At 69.5% G+C, this 17,727-nt stretch carries 16 protein-coding genes; 7 read left to right on the top strand and 9 right to left on the bottom strand.

Annotated features, from left to right (window positions below; all coding sequences use genetic code 11):
* Window positions 1-238 precede the first annotated feature (238 nt).
* Together ACH4YP_RS14730 and ACH4YP_RS14735 are read left to right on the top strand one after the other, a co-directional pair.
* Window positions 239-796, top strand: coding sequence for a DUF6082 family protein (locus ACH4YP_RS14730; protein ID WP_361055360.1), 558 nt, complete (start codon window positions 239-241; stop codon window positions 794-796).
* Between the two features lie 265 nt (window positions 797-1,061).
* Window positions 1,062-1,301: a hypothetical protein gene (locus ACH4YP_RS14735; protein WP_361055363.1), complete on the top strand. Its 240-nt coding sequence runs from the start codon at window positions 1,062-1,064 to the stop codon at window positions 1,299-1,301.
* 55 nt (window positions 1,302-1,356) lie between these two features.
* Here the strand turns inward: ACH4YP_RS14735 and ACH4YP_RS14740 are convergent, their stop codons facing one another.
* Window positions 1,357-2,523, bottom strand: coding sequence for a citrate synthase (locus ACH4YP_RS14740; RefSeq protein WP_398490773.1), 1,167 nt, complete (start codon window positions 2,521-2,523; stop codon window positions 1,357-1,359).
* A 97-nt stretch (window positions 2,524-2,620) separates the two neighbouring features.
* On the opposite strand from ACH4YP_RS14740, the gene ACH4YP_RS14745 reads away from it, so the two are divergent.
* The 4 genes from ACH4YP_RS14745 to ACH4YP_RS14760 all read left to right on the top strand — a co-directional run bounded on the left by ACH4YP_RS14745 (window position 2,621) and on the right by ACH4YP_RS14760 (window position 7,314).
* Window positions 2,621-3,880: a citrate synthase gene (locus ACH4YP_RS14745; protein ID WP_398490774.1), complete on the top strand. Its 1,260-nt coding sequence runs from the start codon at window positions 2,621-2,623 to the stop codon at window positions 3,878-3,880.
* A gap of 51 nt (window positions 3,881-3,931) precedes the next feature.
* Window positions 3,932-4,882 (top strand): sucrase ferredoxin, encoded by a 951-nt coding sequence (locus ACH4YP_RS14750; protein WP_398490775.1) that lies wholly within the window; start codon window positions 3,932-3,934, stop codon window positions 4,880-4,882.
* Between the two features lie 72 nt (window positions 4,883-4,954).
* A complete protein-coding gene (locus ACH4YP_RS14755; RefSeq protein ID WP_398490776.1) occupies window positions 4,955-6,637 on the top strand; it encodes an ATP-binding protein in 1,683 nt (560 codons plus the stop codon).
* A complete protein-coding gene (locus ACH4YP_RS14760; RefSeq protein WP_361055378.1) occupies window positions 6,634-7,314 on the top strand; it encodes a response regulator in 681 nt (226 codons plus the stop codon). The genes ACH4YP_RS14755 and ACH4YP_RS14760 overlap by 4 nt, the downstream gene beginning before the upstream one ends.
* A gap of 138 nt (window positions 7,315-7,452) precedes the next feature.
* Here the strand turns inward: ACH4YP_RS14760 and ACH4YP_RS14765 are convergent, their stop codons facing one another.
* The gene (locus tag ACH4YP_RS14765) at window positions 7,453-8,508 is read right to left on the bottom strand and encodes an ABC transporter substrate-binding protein (protein ID WP_361055381.1); all 1,056 of its coding nucleotides are present in this window, start codon (window positions 8,506-8,508) and stop codon (window positions 7,453-7,455) included.
* Window positions 8,509-8,739: 231 nt separating this feature from the next.
* On the bottom strand, window positions 8,740-8,994 hold the full coding sequence (locus tag ACH4YP_RS14770; protein WP_398490777.1) for a hypothetical protein: 255 nt from the start codon (window positions 8,992-8,994) through the stop codon (window positions 8,740-8,742).
* Window positions 8,995-9,659: 665 nt separating this feature from the next.
* Here ACH4YP_RS14770 and ACH4YP_RS14775 point away from each other — a divergent pair.
* Window positions 9,660-10,352 (top strand): response regulator, encoded by a 693-nt coding sequence (locus tag ACH4YP_RS14775; RefSeq protein WP_361055387.1) that lies wholly within the window; start codon window positions 9,660-9,662, stop codon window positions 10,350-10,352.
* 102 nt (window positions 10,353-10,454) lie between these two features.
* Here the strand turns inward: ACH4YP_RS14775 and ACH4YP_RS14780 are convergent, their stop codons facing one another.
* From ACH4YP_RS14780 to ACH4YP_RS14805, 6 genes are all read right to left on the bottom strand, one after another.
* The gene (locus tag ACH4YP_RS14780) at window positions 10,455-12,047 is read right to left on the bottom strand and encodes a cation acetate symporter (RefSeq protein WP_361055390.1); all 1,593 of its coding nucleotides are present in this window, start codon (window positions 12,045-12,047) and stop codon (window positions 10,455-10,457) included.
* Window positions 12,044-12,532 carry a DUF485 domain-containing protein gene (locus ACH4YP_RS14785; RefSeq protein ID WP_398490778.1) on the bottom strand — a complete coding sequence of 163 codons (489 nt, stop codon included), beginning with the start codon at window positions 12,530-12,532 and terminating at the stop codon, window positions 12,044-12,046. Before ACH4YP_RS14785 ends, ACH4YP_RS14780 begins: the two co-directional genes overlap by 4 nt.
* Before the next feature lie 104 nt (window positions 12,533-12,636).
* Window positions 12,637-13,320, bottom strand: a complete 684-nt coding sequence (locus ACH4YP_RS14790; RefSeq protein WP_361055396.1) for a response regulator transcription factor — start codon at window positions 13,318-13,320, stop codon at window positions 12,637-12,639.
* A complete protein-coding gene (locus ACH4YP_RS14795) occupies window positions 13,317-14,468 on the bottom strand; it encodes a sensor histidine kinase (protein WP_398490779.1) in 1,152 nt (383 codons plus the stop codon). Before ACH4YP_RS14795 ends, ACH4YP_RS14790 begins: the two co-directional genes overlap by 4 nt.
* Window positions 14,465-14,989 (bottom strand): DUF1453 domain-containing protein, encoded by a 525-nt coding sequence (locus ACH4YP_RS14800; protein ID WP_361055402.1) that lies wholly within the window; start codon window positions 14,987-14,989, stop codon window positions 14,465-14,467. Before ACH4YP_RS14800 ends, ACH4YP_RS14795 begins: the two co-directional genes overlap by 4 nt.
* A 241-nt stretch (window positions 14,990-15,230) precedes the next feature.
* Window positions 15,231-17,354: a type IIA DNA topoisomerase subunit B gene (locus ACH4YP_RS14805; RefSeq protein ID WP_398490780.1), complete on the bottom strand. Its 2,124-nt coding sequence runs from the start codon at window positions 17,352-17,354 to the stop codon at window positions 15,231-15,233.
* Window positions 17,355-17,727 lie beyond the last annotated feature (373 nt).

A 17,727-nucleotide genomic window follows, 5' to 3' on the forward strand; every position in this document is an offset into this window, starting at 1 on the left:
CCTCGGAGTGAACGATTGTTAGCGGCGCTCGCGGGGCACACGTCTGGCATGGCGCCGAGTTGCGCGACCCGCGCTTCCCTCCGTGCGCCTCCTCTCCGCCTCCCCGCCGATCAGAGCCGCTCGGCACCCTGGGAGACGGCAAGCGCGCCGCCCACCGCTCGCCGGTCTGCTCCCCGTCGACCCGCACCGACGAACCGCACCGACGACCGGCGGACGGTCGCCTGACTCGGGGGTTGACATGGCCACACGGAAGTTTGGGATACACGGACTGGGTTGCGCCGCGGCGGCCGGCATCGGCATGGTGGCGGGGATCCTCGTCAACATGACCGCGCACCGTCACGCGCTCGAGCTCCTGCGAACACGCCTGGAGCGCGTGGAACAGGCCGCGCACACCCAGCGGCACGCCAATCTGGCCAATCAGCAGCGTCTTCACTGGGAGTTGCTGAGCAAGGCCATCGACGACCCCGACCTGTCCGAAGTCCTGGACCTCTACGAGGCACCCGTATCGCCCAAACAGCGGCGCCAGTACCTCTTTGCCAACGTTCTCTACACGAACGCGCTCTTCTACTACCGGATCGGCAACATCAGCCGCGAAGAGTTCTTCGGGTACATCAGAGGAATCCTGCAGAACCCCATCGTTCGCGACTACTGGCACGCAACCCGGCATCAACGGGCGACCATCGCCGAGGACTCGGACGAAGCCGAGTTCGGACGCATGGTGGACGAACTCCTCATCCAACTGGAGGAGTCGGACACGGAAGAGTGGTGGGTTGTCGGCGAACCGCCGGATTCGTGACCCTCGCGCACTGCGGTGTCCGCGGTCTCGCGCCGTCCGGCTCGCGCCCGGTGGCGCGGAAATCACACCCTCGGCCCATAACGAACAGGTGACATTCCCAGTTGTCTCAGGCGTCACTGGGGTTGACTCACGCCTGATCGTGTCGAGCGACTCCACAAGACCGTTGCTCACACCGCCGGACGGACGAGCGCACCCACAGGGCGCCTTCCTGCCCGCAGCCGTTGTGCGCAAGCTCTTCAGACGTGAGAACCAGAGGGAATCAACAGTGAGTCACATCATCCGTCGGATCGGTGCATCTCCGCGCGCTCGGGGCAGCGTGAGTGGAGCCAACTGTCCCGACATCTTCGAATTGGCCGATGGCAACTTCGCGGTCATCGGCACGGACGCCACAGACTCACTCGACCCCGGCCTCCCCTCCGATGCCTCACGCGCCGACTACGAGCGCATCGTTGTCATCACTCGCGAGACTCTCATCCAGGCCAAGGCCGATATTCCCGACGCCTGAGCCCGGCTCCCGAACGGCCCGACACTGCCTCACGCGACGTCGGGCCGTCGGTATGTCAGGTCATGGCAGGCACCGCAACCGGCGCCCCCGGCCCCACATACCGCGCCGCCGGGCGGATGATCTTCGGATCCTCTGCCTGTTCAAGGATGTTGGCGCTCCAGCCGACGACGCGGGCCGCGGCGAAGGTCGGCGTGAACATCTCGCGCGGCAGGCCGCAGAGTTCCATGACGACGCCCGCGTAGAACTCCACGTTCGTGTGGAGTTCCCGGCCGGGCTTGAGCTCCGCGAGGATCGCCTCCACGTGGCGTTCGACCTCGACCGCGAAGTCGACCAGGGGGCCGCCGAACTGCTGGGCGATGCCGCGGAGCATGCGCGAACGGGGGTCCTCAGTGCGGTAGACGGGGTGACCGAAGCCCATGATGCGGTCGCCGGCGAGGACACGTTCGCGGATCCAGGCGTCGATGCGGTCGGGAGTCCCGATCGCGTCGAGGGTGTCCAGGGCACGACTCGGGGCGCCACCGTGGAGCGGACCGGAGAGGGCTCCCACCGCACCGACGAGACAGGCCGCCACATCCGCCCCGGCCGACGTGATCACCCGAGCGGTGAATGTTGATGCATTGAATCCATGGTCAATGGTGGAGATCAGGTACTGCTCGACGGCCCGCGCCCGCTCCGGATCCGGCTCCGAACCCGTCAGCATGTAGAGGTAGTTCGCGGCGTAGGGCAGATCGTCACGCGGCTCGATCGGTTCGAGGCCCTGCCCGAGCCGGTGGAGTGCCGTCAACAACGTCGGCACAGCCGCCGACGCGGCGAGCGTGTCCGCCCGACGCTGCTCGGGGTCAATGTCGTACACCGGCCGGAACCCCCGCGCCGCACCGAGCAGCGACAAAGCGGTCCGCATCCCGGCGAGCGCCCCTGACCTCCCGCCGGCCGCGGCGATCGCGGGCAGTACGGCCCGCACCTCCACCGGCAGCTTCCGCAGTTCCGCCGTCCGCGCGGCAAAGGCGGAACTCTGCGCCGCGTCCGGCAGTTCACCGTGTACCAGCAGATGCCAGACGTCCTCGAAGCTGCGGTTCCGCGCGAGGTCGACGGCCGAGTACTGGCGGTAGTGATAGAACCCCTCGACCCCCCTGACGTCACCCAGCACGGTGTCGGTGACGACGACGCCCGCGAGTCCTCGCGGTACGTCGACAGAGGCGGTCGCGGCCCGGTTGATCGGCATGTTTCCTCCCTGGACTTGATTTGACTGTCCATGCTTGACTCAATCCCTGTCAATATTGATTGAATCAATACTCGACTCCACAGATACGGTGATGCTCATGACGGATCAAGAACCGGCCCTCGCGTACGGAGCGCGGCGGATCAGCACCAAGGAAGCCGCCGAACTGCTCGGAGTGAAGCCCGAGACGGTGTACGCGTATGTGAGCCGCGGCCAGCTCAGCAGCAGCCGCAGCACGGGCGGCCGGGGCAGCACCTTCGACACCAAGGAGGTGGAGGCGCTCGCGCGTCGCAACAGGCGTGAGCCGGCCGAGAGTTCACCGGCCGCCGGCAAGCTCTCCGTACGCACCCGGATCACGTTGATCGACAAGGACCGGTACTACTTCCGGGGGGTCGACGCGACCGAGCTGGCCGTACGCCACTCCTACGAAGAGGTCGCCGAGTGGCTGTGGACGGGCGTCCTGCTCCCGGGTGCCACGTTCACGGCACCGGAGGCATCCGTCGCAGTCGCCCGTCGGGCCGTCGACGCGCTGCCCGAGCACACCGGCCCGACCGACCGGCTCCGTGTCGCGGCCATCGCCGCGGCGACCGCCGACCCGCTGCGCTTCGACCTCTCCGAGCAGGCCGTGCTCGGCACGGCCCGCACGTTGATCCCCACCCTCGTCGCCGCCCTGCCGACCAAGACGCACGACCGTCGGGACGGCGACTCACTCGCGCACCGCCTGTGGGCCAGGCTCAGCGGCCGCGAAGCCGACGAGGCGGCCCTGCGCGCCCTGGACACCGCGCTCGCGCTGCTCGTCGACCACGACCTGGCCGCCTCGACACTGGCGGTCCGGGTCGCCGCCTCGGCCCGCGCCCACACCTACGCCGCCGTCTCGGCGGGCCTCGGCGTCCTCGAAGGCCCCTTGCACGGAGCGGCCAGCGGCCTGGCGCACCGGATGCTGCTCGACGTCCTGGACAGGGGCACGGCGGCCCCGGTGGTCGCGGACGAGCTGCGGGCCGGGCGCCGCGTCCCCGGGCTGGGTCACCGCGTCTACCCCGGCGAGGACCCACGCGCGCGCGTGCTGTTCGGCCTCCTGGAGGAGATCCCCCGTGCCGCCCCCGCCCTGGCCGCGGCCCGCGACATCGTGGACACCACGGCCCGCCACGCGCCTCTGCACGCCAACGTCGACCTGGCCCTCGCCGTCCTCACGGCCTCGTCCGGCATGCCCGCTTCAGCAGGCGAGACGATCTTCGCCGTGGCCCGCACGGCCGGCTGGATCGCCCATGTGCTGGAGGAGTACGACGAGGCCCCGCTGCGCATGCGCCCGAGCGGACACTACGTAGGCCCGCGGCCCCCTCAGCCACTTCCGGAGCAGTGACACCACCCGCCCCGGAAGTCACCCCGGCCAAGTCAGGTTAGGCTCACCTCTGTGAGTACGTGCGCGAAGGTCTCACGGGACCTGGAGGAGCCCCTCGCGGGGACCGCCGCCACCGCGAGGACGTGGCTGCTGGTCGAACAGCCCGGCCCCTGGGGCGCCCAAGCGCTGACATCGAGCCACCTGGACCCCGCACTGGGCCGAGCGCTGGACCGGGCCGCCGAGGGCACCGGCGTGCGTATCGCGCTGATCCGGCGCCCGGGCCGCCACGCCGACTGCCACACGGTCGCCGAGCGCCAGGTGTACGCGGCCCACATCACCCCGGGAAACGTATGGCTGCACAAGGCCACCACGTCTGCCCCCGAACGACTGCTCGAACTTGACTTCTCCGAGCTGGGCGAGGGCCTGCCCGGGACCTTCGACACGACCCTCGACGGCGCCCCGCACACCGGCGACCCGCTCGCGCTCGTGTGCACGAACGGCAAGCGCGACCGCTGCTGCGCCCTACTGGGCCGTCCTCTCGCCGCCGAACTCGCCGCCTCCGGAGTGGACGGCATCTGGGAGGTCACGCACCTGGGGGGCCACCGCTTCTCCCCCACCCTCCTCGTACTGCCGTTCGGATACGCGTACGGGCGAGCCGAGGCCCATGCCGTCAAGGAGATCCTCCAGGGCGTACGCGAGGGCCGTGTCGTCACCGAAGGATGCCGCGGGAGCTCCGCCTGGGAACGTCCCGGGCAGGCCGCCGAACTGGCCGTGCGCACGGCGGCCCACGAGGACGCCGCGGGCGCTCTGAGCGTCGTCCGTACGGAGGGTTCGGCGCCCCGCTGGGAGGTGACGGTCGCCCACACCGACGGCCGCCACTGGCTCGTCACGGTCGCCCGGGGCGCGGCCCTGCCGCCCCGCCCGGAGAGCTGCGGCTCGGCTCTCGGCTCTCCGGCCCGGATGGACGTGATGGCGGTGCGCGAGCTGTCCGTTACGGCTGCCGCGCGCCCCGCTTCCCACTGACCGCCCCTTCCGAACGAGATCCACGCCACACCCCCTACGGCACCGCGCGCCCCTCCCCGTACCGTCGTAGGCATGAGCCCCACTCCCCCTCGACGACTCCGCCTGGGCATGCCGAAGCGGATGTTCTCGCAGGTGCTGCTGATGCAGGTGGCGATCGCCGCCGGGGTCGCCGTCCTCGCGACCGGGCTGTTCCTCGCTCCGCTGAGCGAACAGCTGGACGACCAGGCGATGCGCCGAGCTCTCGCGATCGCGCAGACCACGGCGGCGCAGCCGAGGCTCGCCGAGGAGCTGAAGTCGACACCGGCCTCGGCCGACGGGCCCGTGCAGGCCGAGGCGGAGCGGATCCGCAAGGCCAGCGGGGCCGAGTACGTCGTCGTGATGAACGTCCGCGGCACCCGCTGGTCGCACACGAACCCCGCCGAGATCGGCGGGCACGTCTCGACCGATCCGAGGTCCGCCCTGTCCGGCCGGGAGGTCATGGAGATCGACAGCGGCACCCTGGGCCGCTCGGCGCGCGGCAAGGTGCCGTTGCGCGACACCGACGGCCGGATCGTCGGCGCGGTCTCGGTCGGCATCGAGTACGACAGCGTGCGTGCCCGCCTCATCCACGCGATCCCCGGGCTCTTCGCGTACGCCGGAGGAGCCCTGGCCGTCGGCGCGCTGGCCGCCTATCTGATCTCACGGCGGGTGCAACGGCAGACCCGTGACCTGGCCTTCTCGGACATCGCCGGCCTCCTTGCGGAGCGCGAGGCGATGCTGCACGGCATCAGGGAGGGCGTCGTCGCGCTGGACCGCGAGGGCAGGATCCGGCTCCTCAATGACGAGGCCCGGCGCCTGCTGGGGATCGGCGACGAGGCCGTCGGGCAGCCTCTCGACACCGCGCTCGGAGAGGGCCGTACGACCGATGTACTGGCCGGGACCGTCACCGGAACCGATCTGCTCACCGTCCGCGGTCAGCGTGTCCTGGTCGCCAACCGCATGCCCACCGACGACGGCGGTGCCGTGGCCACCCTGCGCGACCGCACCGAACTGGAGCAGCTGGGCCGCGAACTCGACTCCACCCGCGGCCTGATCGACGCCCTGCGCGCCCAGGACCACGAACACGCCAACCGCATGCACACGCTGCTCGGGCTGCTGGAACTGGAGATGTACGACGACGCGGTGGAGTTCGTCGGCGAGGTGGTCGGTGACCACAGGGCGACCGCGGAACAGGTCACGGAGAAGATCCATGACCCGTTGCTCGCCGCCCTCCTGGTGGGCAAGGCCACCGTCGCGGCGGAGCGCGGAGTGGCCCTGTGGATCTCGGACACGACACTGTTCCCGGACCGGTTGATCGACCCCAGGGGGCTGGTCACGATCGTCGGGAACCTCGTCGACAACGCGCTCGACGCCGCCGCGGGCACCCTCCACGCGCGCGTGGAGGTCGAATTGCGCGCGGAAGGGCGTACGGCGGTCCTGAGGGTGCGGGACACAGGTCCTGGAATTCCTGCCGAACAACGGGAGTTGATCTTCACGGACGGGTGGTCCACCAAGAAGCCCCCGGCCCACCGAAAGCGCGGGATCGGTCTCTCCCTGGTGCGCAGGCTCGCCGAGCGGCAAGGTGGCAGCGCCCGGGTCTCGGAGGCGGACGGCGGAGGCGCCGAGTTCGTCATCGTGCTGCCGGAGGCACTGGCGGAGCCGGGTCTCGCTCCGGAGCCCACGCCCGGCCTCGTACTGAAGAGTGCCGCCACGACCGTCAAAGAGGAGTCGCGATGATCGAGGTACTGGTCGTGGACGACGACATCCGGGTCGCCCGGGTCAACGCCGCCTACGTGGAGAAGGTCGCGGGCTTCCATGTCGCGGGCGAGGCACACTCCGCGGCGGAGGCACTGCGGCAACTGGAGACGCTGCCCCGGCTGGACCTGGTCCTTCTCGACCACTATCTGCCGGACGAGACGGGCCTCGCGGTCGTCCAGGAGATGCGCAGACGCGGCCACCAGGCAGACGTGATCATGGTGACCGCGGCCCGTGACGTCTCCACGGTCCAGGCGGCGATGCGACAGGGCGCGCTCCAGTACCTGGTGAAACCGTTCGCCTTCGCCGGACTGCGCGCCAAGCTGGAGGCGTACGCGGACCTGCGCCGCACCCTCGACGGCGGCGGCGAGGCCGAACAGGCCGAGGTCGACCGCATCTTCGGCGCCCTTTCGGCGGGCTCGGAGCCCGGTCTGCCCAAAGGGCACTCCCCCACCACCGCGGAGGCCGTACGCCGGGCGCTGATGACCGCTGAAGGCCCTCTGTCGGCCCAGGAGACCGCCGACCGGACCGGACTGAGCCGCCAGACCGCCCAGCGCTATCTGAAGCTCCTGGAACGCACGGGACGGGCCACGCTGACCCTCAAATACGGTGACGCGGGCCGCCCGGAGCACCGTTACGTCTGGGCGACCCGCGCCTGAGGACACGACCGCGGTACGGGGGAAGCGACCGCACCCGCCTGTGTACGGCTGTCAGGGGAGTTCAGCAGTACACAGGAGCTCAGCCCGCGGTCGGGGAAGACCGCTGGTCCGGGGGTTCGGTCCACACCGGTCGGCGGGTCAGTCCACGACGTTGTCCACGAACTCCGTGGTGTACGTCCTGTCGAGGTCCACGTCGGCGTTCTTGATCTCGGGGTTGAACGCCTTGAGGACCTTCTCGACGGTCTTGGGACCGTCCGCGGGCATCACACCGTCCTGGGTGAACATCGGCATGGTGCTCTGGATCGCGCTGGCGTAGAGCGTCCCGTTGCCCTTCGCGTAGTCGTCCGGCATCTCGTCGGCGATCTCACTGGCGCTGTGCCCGGCCATCCACTTGAGGGTCTTCACCAAGGCGTTGGCCAGCTTCTGGACCGTCTCCTTGTTGTCGTTCACCCAGTCCGTCTGCATGTAGAGGCTGGACGACGGGTACGCGCCGCCGAGCGCCTCGTCGGAGCCCTGCGGGGTACGCATGTCGAGGATCACCTTGCCGCTGTTCTCCGCCAGGATCGTGGCGACGGTCGGGTCGGTCGTCATACCGCCGTCGATGGACCCCTTCTTGAGCGCGGATATGAAGCTCTCTCCCGCGCCGACCGCGACGGTCGTGAACTCGCTGACGGACACACCGTTCTTGACGGCGAGATACTTGGTGAGGAAGTCGGTCGAGGAGCCGAGGCCGGTGACGCCGAGCCTCTTGCCCTTGAAGTCCTCCGGTGAACTGATCTCGGTCGCCGCCTTGTCGGACACGATCTGGACCTCACCGGGCGCGTGCGAGAACTGCACCACCGACTGGACTTCCTCGCCCTTGACCTGCAGATCGAGGGTGTGGTCGTAGAAACCGACGGCTCCTTGCACCTGCCCGGCGACGAGCGCGGTCTCCGCCTCCACACCGGCGTGCTCGCCCAGCAACTCCACGTCGAGGCCCTCGTCATCGAAGTAGCCGAGCCGCTCGGTGAGCATCGCGGGCAGGTAGATGACCTTGTCCAGGCCGCCGACCATGATTTTGACTTTCTCTCCCTTGCCGTCCGCCTGGTCGGCGGCGGACGCCGATCCGGTCACGTCATTGGCACAGGCGGTGAGCGAGGAGAGGACAAGCAGGCCGGCGGCTGCCAGCGACCCGTGTCTGAGGGTCTTGGGCATGTTCGTTCACGTCCTTGTGAAGAAGGCGGTGCGGGAAAACGGGTGCCTTGGAGCGGCCGGTGACGGGGGAACCGGCCGCTCCACCGAGAGACCGGCGCCGAAGGAAAACCGGTGTCCTGGAGAGGGCTGTCTACGAAATGCGCCTCCTAGGGAGGCGCTCAACGAAAAACGGGGTCCTAGGAGGGGCATTCGGTCCTGTGCGTGCCCTGAGCAGGCAGCTCGGCTCTCGGTCTACAACGGCGTCCACCGGGAGATACGGCGCTCGGCGAACGTGTGCAGTTCCTCCTGGCACGTCACCCGGCGACCGCGTGTCCCCAGGGACCGCGTGCCGGCTGCCAGGGGCAGCAGGCGGGGGACGGCGACAACGGTCCTGCTCGCGCGGGCGGCGCGCACGCGGGAGGCCGTACGGGGCGACTTGGCGGCCTCGGTGACCTTGACGGCTTTGGCGGCCTCGGTGACCTTGGCGGCAGCTGGCGCGGTGAGCATCCAAGGGATGACGTCAGGCCGCATCGGCAGCCCCCCTCTCGGATGATGCGGACCTCTTCGCTGAGGGCCTCCCGGAACTCGCGGCAGACCTCGATGGCCATGTCCGCGGACTCACCGACGCCGCCCTGTGCGGTCGCGCCGGACCGGTGCCGAAGACCCGTTTCCCGGTGACGGGACCCGCCGTCAACGCGACGCCCTTGCCGACGCGGGCGATGGGCTCATTGAGGGCGCGGGCGCCGAATACGACCAAGCCGCGTGTGTCTTCCCGGGGGTCGAGCGGTTCGTCCGGCACCAGGGCTTCGCACTCCGTAAGTTCTTCGAGACCGCTGACGAGGGTCGATGTGGTCGACCCGCCGCGGTCCGTGGGGGCCACGACGGCCGTGAACTCGCAGCGTCCCACGGTCGGATCGAGTCCGCGGACAGCCGTGTGCAGTTCCCCCGGCGGGGTTGTGAAGACCTTGCGCACGCCTCGCAGTGCGATGGCGGGGCCGGTGTCTGCGCTCATGCCCCGCGACCGTAGCCGTGGCCCGCGCCACGGCATCAGTCTTGTGTGCGCAAGGCGTTCTTCTGATTACAGAAGGGTGTTGTGCTCTTTCTGCTCACTCCACAACACTGGGGCCGACAGCACGGGCTCACCGCTCGCCCGGCTCGGGGAGAGAGGCCCGATGATTGACGTCCTGGTCGTGGACGACGACTTCCGTGTCGCCGAAATCAACGCCAAGTTCGTGGGGAAGGTTCCCGGCTTCCGGGTGGCCGCCCGTGCGCACAGCGCCGCCCAGGCCCTGGACGCGGCGGGCCGGGAGCCCGTCGACCTGATCCTGCTCGACCACTATCTGCCCGACCGGACGGGCCTCGAACTCGTCCAGCAGATGCGGGAACTGGGCATGGGCGCGGACGTCATCATGATCACCGCGGCCGGCGACGTGGAGACCGTGCGGGCCGCGATGCGTCTGGGCGCTCTGCACTACCTGGTCAAGCCGTTCACGTTCGCAGCGCTGCGAACGCGGCTCGAGTCGTACGCCGCACTGCGCCGCACCGTCGACAGAGTCAGCGACCAGGGCGTGGCGGGGCAGGAGCAAGTCGACCGCATGTTCGGCGCCCTGCGTACGACGCCCGCCCCGTCCGCGCCGGGTCTGCCCACCGGTCACTCGGAGCCGACGACGGACCTGATCTGCACCGTCCTCCACCAGGCCGACCACCCTCTCTCGGCCCACGAGGTCGCCGCCGAAACGGGCCTCAGCCGCTCCACCGCCCAGCGCTACCTCCGCCACCTGGAACAGGCGGGCCGTCTCCGGCTCTCACTCAAGTACGGGGACACAGGGCGCCCGGAACACCGCTACGCGTGGGTTGCGCCCTGAGCCGGTGAGCCCCGCCGGACCAGTGAGCCCTGCCAGACCGCCATACGGGCTTCGTGGGCCCCGCCTGAGGGCGTCGCGCCAGGCCTCCCTCCCGCCCGTCGGTCAGACCGCTCCCGCCCCCGTAAGCGCCCGTACCTCGGTTTCGGCGTGCTTGGCCTCGTCCGGCGGCTCCGCCGAGGTGACCGTACCGAGCCAGCCCGCCAGGAAGCCGAGCGGGATCGACACCAGGCCCGGGTTCTCCAGCGGGAAGTACTGGAGGTCGACTCCCGGGAACAGCGACGCGGGGCTGCCCGTCACCACCGGGGACAGCACGACGAGCACCAGGGCCGGCACCAGGCCCCCGTACACGGACCACACCGCGCCGCGCGTCGTGAAGTTCCGCCAGAACAGCGAGTACATGAGCACCGGCAGATTCGCCGACGCGGCGACGGCGAAGGCGAGCCCCACCAGGAAGGCCACGTTGAGGTCGCGCGCGAGCAGGCCCAGCGCGATGGCGACGACGCCGATGCCGACCGCGGCTGTCCGCGCGACGGCCACCTCGCTGCGTGGCTTCGCCCGCCGCCGTCGCAGCGACGCGTAGAGGTCGTGGGCCACGGACGCCGACGAGGCGAGCGTGATTCCGGCGACCACCGCAAGGATCGTGGCGAAGGCGATCGCGGCGACGATCGCGAACAGAACCGTTCCTCCGGTGGAACCGGCGCCACCGCCCAGATCGAGCGCCAGCAGCGGAACCGCCGTGTTCCCGGCCGCGTTCGACCCGCGCACGGCATCGGGCCCGACGATCGCCGCCGCCCCGAACCCCAGCACGATCGTCATCAGGTAGAACCCGCCGATCAGACCGATCGCCCAGACGACCGAGCGCCGTGCGGCTCGCGCGGTCGGCACGGTGTAGAAGCGCGACAGGATGTGCGGCAGCCCCGCAGTGCCCAGCACGAGCGCGAGTCCCAGGCTGATGAAGTCCAGGCGCGCGGTCCAGTCCCCGCCGTACCTCAGCCCCGGCGCGAGGAACGACTTCCCGTGCCCGCTCCGATCCGCCGCCGTACGCAGCAACTGGTCGAAGTCCCCCTGGAACCGCATCAGGACAAGCACGGTCAGCGCGATCGTCCCGCCCATCAGCAGGACCGCCTTGACGATCTGGATCCACGTGGTGGCCCGCATCCCTCCCATCGACACATAGATGACCATCAGCGCCCCGACGCCGATGACCGTCCAGGCCTGAGCCGCCTCGCTCGTACCTCCCAGCAGCAGCGCGACCAGGCTGCCCGCGCCTACCATCTGCGCCACCAGGTACAGCACGGACACGGTCACCGAGGACGTCCCCGCCGCGATCCGCACCGGGCGCTCACTCATACGAGCCGCGACGACGTCCGCGAGCGTGAACCGCCCGCAGTTGCGCACCAGTTCGGCGACGAGGAACAGCACGACGAGCCAGGCGACGAGAAAGCCCACCGAGTACAGCAGCCCGTCGTAGCCGAAGAGCGCGATCAGCCCCGAGATACCGAGGAAGGAAGCGGCGGACATGTAGTCGCCCGCGATGGCAAAACCATTCTCCATGGGCGAGAAGAGCCGTCCGCCCGCGTAGAACTCCTCCGCCGAACCATGCCGGTGGCGGCTCACCCAGGTCGTGATCCCCAGGGTGACCGCGACGAACACGCTGAACAGCAACAGCGCCAGCGTCTGATGGTTCCCGGTCACCGGTCACCACCCGCGACACTTCGCGTCAGCTCCTGTGTGTCCCAGCGCAGATCGAGCGCGGCCCGGTCTCTGCGCAGCCGGGCGTGCCGTGCGTACGCCCAGGTGAACAGGAACGTCGTGAGGAACTGCCCCAGCCCCGCGAGCATCGCCACGTTCACCGCGCCGGCGACGGGCTGCGCCATGAATTCCGGAGCCGTCGTCGCCGTCACCACATAGCCCACATACCAGGTGAAGAAGACGGCGACGGCCGGGATCACGAACCTCCGGTACCGGCTGCGCACCTCCTGGAAGGCCGCGCTGCGCTGCACCTCCAGATAGACGTCGGCCGCACGGGCTGTCCGGTCCTCCTGCTCCCCGCGCGCGGGCGGCACGGCGGGAGCGGGCGCACCCGTGCTGTCCAACTCGCCCCAGCCGGAGGCGAGCGCGTCGTACCAGGGGTCGTCGAACCGGACCTTTCCGGAGTCGGGACCGTCGTGCTTCTCCACCGAACTCTCCTTGTCCGCTGCCCGTTTCGGCCGCGTGCCCAAGGATGGACAGATCGGGAAGATCCCAGACTCTTCTCTCCGCGCTCTTCACCCCATCAGGTGACTCACCCCCCTGGTGGCCGCACAAGTCCCTTCCCGAAGGCGTAACGGACCGCCTGCGCACGGTCCTTGAGCCCCGTCTTGGCGAACAGGTTGTTGATGTGGGTCTTCACGGTGGCCGTCGAGACATGGAGCTTGCGGGCGATCTCCTGGTTGGTCAGACCGTCGGCGATCAGCACAAGCACCTCCGTCTCCCGAGCGGTGAGCCCGTCCGGCGCCCCGGCACCCTCCGCGGGAACGGCGGGTTCCGGATCGGACAGCCGCTCCAGCAGGCGCCGTTGAATGCCCGGGGAGAGCCCGGCATCCCCGGACAGCACGCTCCGCACGGCCCGTACGATCTCTTCGCCGCCCGCGTCCTTGGTGAGATAGCCACGGGCCCCAGCTCTGAGCGCAGGGAACAGCGAGGCGTCGTCCGCGTACGTGGTGAGCACGACGACCTGCGTCCTGGGGTGTTCGGCCCGGATGCGTCTGGTCGCCTCCACCCCGTCGCAGCGGGGCATGCGCAGGTCCATCAGCACGACGTCCGGGTCGAGCTCGGCGACCAGGCGCACGGCCTCGTGCCCGTCGGCGGCGGCCCCGACGACCTCGATCCCCGACAGCAGCCCGAGCAGCATCACGATGCCCTCGCGCACCACGGTTTGATCGTCCGCCACGACGACACGGGCCGGCGCCCCGCCCACCTCCGTCATACGGGCACCTTCAGCGTCACCACGAACCCCTCCTCGTACGGCCCGGCCTCCAGCGAGCCGCCCAGCAGCTCGGCCCGCTCCCTCATTCCGAGCAGACCGTATCCGGCACCAGAGTGTGTAAATTCGCCCGGCGGCGCTCCCGAATCCCTTACGTTCAACATCACTTCGCGCTCGCCGTACTCCAGGCGTATGCGGACCTTGGCCCCGGGGGCGTGCTTCCGGACGTTCGTCAGTGCTTCCTGGGCGACCCTGCGCACGGCCTGCGACGCCTCGGCCGGCAACAGCCGCCGTTCACCCGTGACGGTGACATCGGCGCCGGCGGTGTCAGCGACCAGTTCGCTCAGGAACTCCTCCAGCGGGGACAGCTCTCCGCGCAGCGCGGAGAGTGCCTGCCGGGTCTCGGCGAGGCCTTCGCGGGCCATTCCCCGTGCCGCCACGACCCGATCGAGGATCTTGTCCCGCTCCGCTCCCCTCTCGATCATCAGCCGTGCCGCCTCCAGGTGCACGAGTTGCGCCGAGAGGCTGTGCGCCAGCACGTCATGGATCTCCCGCGCGATCCGGGCCCGCTCCGCGAGCGCCGCCGACTCCGCCTCGGCCGCCCGTGCGGCCCGCTCCTGGGCGAGAAGCCGCTGGGCGCTGCCCCGGGCCTCAGCGTCCAGCCGCAGCACGTATCCGGCCAGAGCGAGCCCCACGGTCGTGGCCAGGGTGGTCAGCCAGGCGTCGTTGTTCACCGCCGCGTACGTTCCCAGAGCCGCGGCGCTTGCGGGCAGTGCCGCCGCGAGCGGCAGCCGTTCCATGGCGCTGACGGCGCAGACGCACCACACGACGAGGGCAGGAACCCGCAACCCCGCGCTCTGCGCCGCCGTCGCGACGGCGAAGAGCAGCACGAGCAACCCCAAGGAGGGAAGCAGGCGATGCTCGAGCGTGGCCCTCCAGAAGCCCCAGACCCCGAGTCCGCAGACAAGGACTCCCAGAGCGGCCCCTGCGACACCCCAGCCGTGCAGGTCGCTGTCCGTGAAGGTCGTCACCAGGAGGACCCCGACGGCGAAGACGCGCGCGGCCCCGGCGAGCGCGCGCCGGGCCCTGTGCACTCCTACTCGGGAGAGTGCCTCGCGGGAGGGCCAGAGCATCCAGACGTTCTCCGTCATACACGCTCCTTCCGCGAGGGCTGGGGCATGCCGTCACCGTACGCCGTGCTCTGCCCGCTCGCCGGGGGCAGTGTCTGCGCCCGTCGGACCATGATCCCGGAGCGCACCAGCAGCGTCACCGCGAGTGCGAGGAGCAGGGCGGAGCTGTCCTGGTGCAGGCCGAGGACGGCACCGATGCCGAACAAGCCCGCCCGCAGGGCTATCCCGACGGTCCAGACGAGAGCGCCAGCCTTGCTGCTCCTGCTCCACACCGTGCCGTCCGGTGTCCTCCACATCCGCGTGGTCCAGGCCCAGCCGACGCCGGTGGCCAGGCCGACAAGGAGTTCGGTGCCGAGCAGGAGGACCGACAGCGTCCGGTGGTCGGGGTCGAGCAGACCCGGCTTGCGCAGGGCGAGGAAGACCAGGACCGCGGGCACGGCCCACCAGCTCCTGTCCGTCGTTATCCGACGGGTGCGGAACTGGCGGGCGATCACCAGGACGACAACGGCGAGGATCACCAAGGCATCGACAAGCCCGGACATCGCGGCCTCCGTGTAGCGAGGAAGGGCGGGTGCCGGCAGCGGGCGCTGTCGACGCCTTCGACGCTACGGAAACGGGCAGGTCGGCAGATCGGAGCCAGGGTGGATCATGGGTGGATCCCGAAAACGCCCCGTCTCCACCCGCGGGTGGAGACGGGGCGCACGGACGTCTCCCGGCCCGACGCCCGACGGGACCTCTCGCGGTCCCGACGGACTCACTCGGCCGAACCGGCCGCGCGACCGTCTACGCGTCGATGCGCGAGCGGTCCAGCGTCGCCGCGGAGCTGGAGATGAACTCCTTGCGCGGGGCGACGTCGTTGCCCATCAGCAGGTCGAACACCTGCTCGGAGGCCTCCAGGTCGGAGATGTTGATCCGGCGCAGCGTACGGAAGCGCGGGTCCATGGTCGTCTCGGCCAGCTGGTCGGCGTCCATCTCGCCAAGGCCCTTGTAGCGCTGGATCGAGTCCTTGTACCGCACGTTCTTGCGCTGGAGCTCCAGCACGGTCTCTCGCAGCTCGCGGTCGGAGTACGTGTAGATGTACTTGTCCTGGCCCTTCTTGGGCTGGCTGAGCTCGATGCGGTGCAGCGGCGGCACCGCCGCGAACACCCGCCCCGCCTCGACCATCGGCCGCATGTAGCGCTGGAAGAGCGTCAGCAGCAGGATGCGGATGTGCGCGCCGTCGACATCGGCGTCGACGAGGAGAATGATCTTCCCGTAGCGCGCGGCGTCGATGTCGAAGGTCCGGCCCGACCCTGCTCCTATGACCTGGATGATCGCGCCGCACTCGACGTTCTTCAGCATGTCCGTGACGGACGCCTTCTGGACGTTGAGGATCTTTCCACGGATCGGCAGCAGCGCCTGGAACTCGGAGTTCCGGGCGAGCTTGGCAGTGCCGAGCGCGGAGTCCCCCTCGACGATGAACAGCTCGCTGCGGTCCACGTCGTCGCTGCGGCAGTCGGCGAGCTTGGCCGGCAGTGAGGAGGACTCAAGGGCCGTCTTCCTGCGCTGCGCGTCCTTGTGCTGACGGGCCGCGATGCGCGTACGGGCGGCGGAGACGGCCTTCTCCATGACGACCCGGGCCTGCGCGGCGGCATCCCGCTTCGTGGAGGTCAGGAAGTCCTTGAGCTCCTTGGAGACCACGTTCGTCACGATCCGGCGGGCCGCCGAGGTGCCGAGGATCTCCTTGGTCTGACCCTCGAACTGCGGTTCGGCGAGGCGGACCGTGACGACAGCCGTGAGTCCTTCCAGGGCGTCGTCCTTGACGATGTCGTCCTCGGCGACGCGCAGCAGCTTCTTGGTGCGCAGCACCTCGTTCATCGTCTTCGCGACGGCCTGCTCGAAGCCCGCGACGTGAGTGCCGCCCTTGGGCGTGGCGATGATGTTCACGAACGACTTCAGGGTCGTCTCGTAGCCCGTTCCCCAGCGCATCGCCACGTCGACGCCCAGTTCCCGGGTGACCTCGGTGGGTGTCATCTGCCCGTGGTCGTCCAGGACCGGGACCGTCTCCTTGAAGCTGCCCTGTCCGGAGAAACGGAGGACATCGCAGACAGGCTTGTCGCTGGCCAGGTACTCGCAGAACTCGCTGATGCCGCCATCGAAGCGGAAGGACTCCTCACCCTTGCTGCCGCCCTCGCCGAGCCCGTACTCGTCGCGGACGACGATGGTCAGGCCGGGCACCAGGAAGGCGGTCTGCCGGGCGCGCTGGTGCAGGTGCTCCAGGGAGAGCTTCGCGTCCTTGAGGAAGATCTGCCGGTCGGCCCAGTAGCGCACGCGCGTGCCGGTGCGGTTCTTGGGGACCCTCTTGAGCTTGCGCAGCCCGGCGGACGCGTCGAAGGCGGCGTCGGCCCCGTCCCCCTTGAACGCTCCAGGGGTGCCGCGGCGGAAGCTCACCTCGTGGGTGTGGCCTCCGCGGTCCACCTGGACGTCCAGACGGGCCGAGAGCGCGTTCACCACGGAGGCACCCACGCCGTGCAGGCCGCCGGACGCGGCGTACGAGCCGCCGCCGAACTTGCCGCCGGCGTGCAGCTTGGTCATCACGACCTCGACGCCGGACATACCGGTCTTGGGCTCGACGTCGACCGGGATGCCCCGGCCGTTGTCGCGCACCTCGACCGAGCCGTCGTCGTGAAGGGTCACGTCGATGTGGTCGCAGTAGCCTCCGAGGGCCTCGTCCACGGAGTTGTCGATGATCTCCCACAGGCAGTGCATCAGACCGCGGCTGTCGGTCGACCCGATGTACATGCCCGGGCGCTTCCGCACGGCCTCGAGTCCTTCGAGGACGAGCAGGTGCCGCGCGGTGTAGTTGGAACCGTCCCGGTCTGCTCCGGTCAGCAGCGCTGTGGACGGCACGGACGTCTCGGCGGTCACGCGGTTCGCTCCTCGCTGAATTTCAGGTGTGGCCCTTTTGGGTAAGGGCCCGGCTTCGGTCGCCGCTCCGAGGGTACCGAGGCCTGGTAGAGCCGTTGTAACGCCACCCTCGTCCGAAACTCAGACTAGACCAGCGTCGCATGCTTGTTCGATCCCTCGTTGGAGTGAAGTACATATCACGTTCCCTTCCAGGCATGAACCATTTAGGCTCCGGGCACGTCCTCAAGAACAACCGGCAAGCCAGCCGGGAGGACTGAACCTGACAGAGCGCGAACCCGTAAGACACGAAGACACGCAATACGGCTCATTCGCCGCCAACCGGCAGCAGACAGCCGACTCGAAAGATTTTTTTCGAGGAAGAGCCACGAGCGGG

It is taken from the genome of Streptomyces sp. NPDC020747 (assembly GCF_044334695.1).
GTDB lineage: Bacteria > Actinomycetota > Actinomycetes > Streptomycetales > Streptomycetaceae > Streptomyces.